The following is a 2,902-nucleotide window of genomic DNA, read 5'->3' on the forward strand; positions in this document are numbered from 1 at the left end:
GGCCTAGCTGTATCCCGAGTAGCACGGAGCACGTGAAATTCCGTGTGAATCCGCGAGGACCACCTCGTAAGGCTAAGTACTCCTGTGTGACCGATAGCGAAACAGTACCGCGAGGGAAAGGTGAAAAGAACCCCGGGAGGGGAGTGAAACAGAACATGAAACCGTGAGCTTACAAGCAATGGGAGTCCTACTCATAGGATGACCGTGTGCCTGTTGAAGAATGAGCCGGCGACTTATAGGCACTGGCAGGTTAAACCGGAAATGGTGGAGCCATAGCGAAAGCGAGTCTGAATAGGGCGTTGGTCAGTGTTTATAGACCCGAACCCGGGTGATCTAACCATGGCCAGGATGAAGCTTGGGTGATACCAAGTGGAGGTCCGAACCGACTGATGTTGAAAAATCAGCGGATGAGCTGTGGTTAGGGGTGAAATGCCAATCGAACCCGGAGCTAGCTGGTTCTCCCCGAAATACGTTGAGGCGTAGCGTCTAGTGCTATAGCAGGGGGGTAAAGCCACCGTTTCGGTGCGGGCTGCGAGAGCGGTACCAAATCGAGACGAACTCTGAATACCCTGTGTGAAACTAGGCAGTCAGACTGTGGGGGATAAGCTCCATGGTCGAAAGGGAAACAGCCCAGACCGCCAGCTAAGGTCCCCAAATGACTACTCAGTGATAAAGGAGGTGGGATTGCCCAGACAACCAGGAGGTTTGCCTAGAAGCAGCCATCCTCAAAGGAGTGCGTAATAGCTCACTGGTCGAGCGATCCTGCGCCGAAAATGAACGGGGCTAAGTAGTCTACCGAAGCTGCGGATTTAACTTGTTAAATGGTAGGGGAGCGTTCCATGTGGGGCGAAGCGTTAGCGTAAGCGGGCGTGGACTGCATGGAAGTGAGAATGTCGGCTTGAGTAGCGAAAACATGGGTGAGAATCCCATGCCCCGAAACCCTAAGGGTTCCTCCGGCAGGCTCGTCCGCGGAGGGTTAGTCAGGACCTAAGGCGAGGCCGAAAGGCGTAGTCGATGGACAACAGGTCAACATTCCTGTACCTGTCATGTTTTGGGAAGGGGGACGGAGAAGGCTAGCCCAGCCAGAAGTTGGTTACTGGTTCAAGCGTTCGAGGCGTTGAGAAGTGGCGAAAACACTTTGAGCTGAGGCGTGAGTACGAGCTGCTACGGCAGCGAAGTGGGTGACGTCAAGCTTCCAAGAAAAGCCCTATACCCGTTAAGGCATGACGGCCTGTACCCGAAACCGACACAGGTGGGGTGGTAGAGAATACCGAGGGGCGCGAGGTAACTCTCTCTAAGGAACTCGGCAAAATGGCCCCGTAACTTCGGGAGAAGGGGTGCCACCGCAAGGTGGTCGCAGTGAAGAGGCCCAGGCGACTGTTTACCAAAAACACAGGTCTCCGCTAAGTCGCAAGACGATGTATGGGGGCTGACGCCTGCCCAGTGCCGGAAGGTTAAGGAAGCTGGTCAGCGTAAGCGAAGCTGGCGACTGAAGCCCCGGTGAACGGCGGCCGTAACTATAACGGTCCTAAGGTAGCGAAATTCCTTGTCGGGTAAGTTCCGACCCGCACGAAAGGCGTAACGATCTGGGCGCTGTCTCGGAGAGAGGCTCGGCGAAATAGAATTGTCTGTGAAGATGCGGACTACGTGCACCCGGACAGAAAGACCCTATGAAGCTTTACTGTAGCTTGGTATTGTGCCCGGGCTCTGAATGCGCAGGATAGGTGGGAGGCTTTGATCCATTGCTTGTGGGTGATGGTGAGCCAACGGTGAGATACCACTCTTTCAGAGCTAGGGTTCTAACGGTCACCCGTCATCCGGGGACCGGACAGTATCAGGTGGGCAGTTTGACTGGGGCGGTCGCCTCCTAAAAGGTAACGGAGGCGCGCAAAGGTTTGCTCAGGCTGGTTGGAAATCAGCCGACGAGTGTAAAAGCAGAAGCAAGCTTGACTGTGAGACCTACAAGTCGAACAGGGACGAAAGTCGGCTTTAGTGATCCGACGGTTCTGAGTGGAAGGGCCGTCGCTCAACGGATAAAAGTTACTCTAGGGATAACAGGCTGATCTCCCCCAAGAGTTCACATCGACGGGGAGGTTTGGCACCTCGATGTCGGCTCATCGCAACCTGGGGCTGAAGTCGGTCCCAAGGGTTGGGCTGTTCGCCCATTAAAGCGGTACGCGAGCTGGGTTCAGAACGTCGTGAGACAGTTCGGTCCATATCCGGTGCATGCGCAGGAATATTGAGAGGATTTCTCCCTAGTACGAGAGGACCGGGAGGAACGCACCTCTGGTGTGCCAGTTATCGTGCCAACGGTAAACGCTGGGTAGCCATGTGCGGAGAGGATAACCGCTGAAAGCATCTAAGTGGGAAGCCCACCTCAAGATGAGTATTCCCATGGCGTTAGCCAGTAAGGTCACGGGAAGAACACCCGTTGATAGGCTCTACGTGGAAGCCGGGTAACCGGTGAAGCGGAGGAGTACTAATAGACCGAGGGCTTGACCAACATCTGGTTCTAAGCCGGCCACCCCTGAAGACAGGTTTCGAAAGAAGTCTGGAAGAGGGGAAAGGCGGAATGACTTCTTTATCCAGAGGAGTGATGGCGAAAGTCGTTGCTCTAACCTATGCAGTTCTCAGGGTTCAACCCTTGTCCTCAATGGTTGTTGAGGGTAAGGGAAACCTATCCTGGTGTCCATGGCGCTGTGGAACCACACCGATCCATCTCGAACTCGGTTGTGAAACGCAGCAGCGGCGACGATAGTTGGGGGGTAGCCCCCTGCGAAAATAGCTCGATGCCAGGTAAAACTTCCGCTCCATCGTCGCTGTAAGGCGTGATGTGAGCGATCAGCTCCGATCAGAGCTGTAGGAAAAGCCACCCGAGCAGGGTGGCTTTTCTGTTGGTCGT

Annotated in this window: 2 rRNA genes; both read left to right on the plus strand. The window is 54.9% G+C overall.

Annotated features, from left to right (window positions below):
• Window positions 1-2,503: ribosomal RNA gene (locus KUG43_RS03875) — 23S ribosomal RNA — on the plus strand; the annotation flags it as partial.
• A gap of 178 nt (window positions 2,504-2,681) precedes the next feature.
• Window positions 2,682-2,798: ribosomal RNA gene (gene rrf, locus KUG43_RS03880) — 5S ribosomal RNA — on the plus strand.
• Window positions 2,799-2,902 lie beyond the last annotated feature (104 nt).

Origin of the sequence: Synechococcus sp. CCY 0621 (genome assembly GCF_019038465.1) — a bacterium.
GTDB lineage: Bacteria > Cyanobacteriota > Cyanobacteriia > PCC-6307 > Cyanobiaceae > Cyanobium.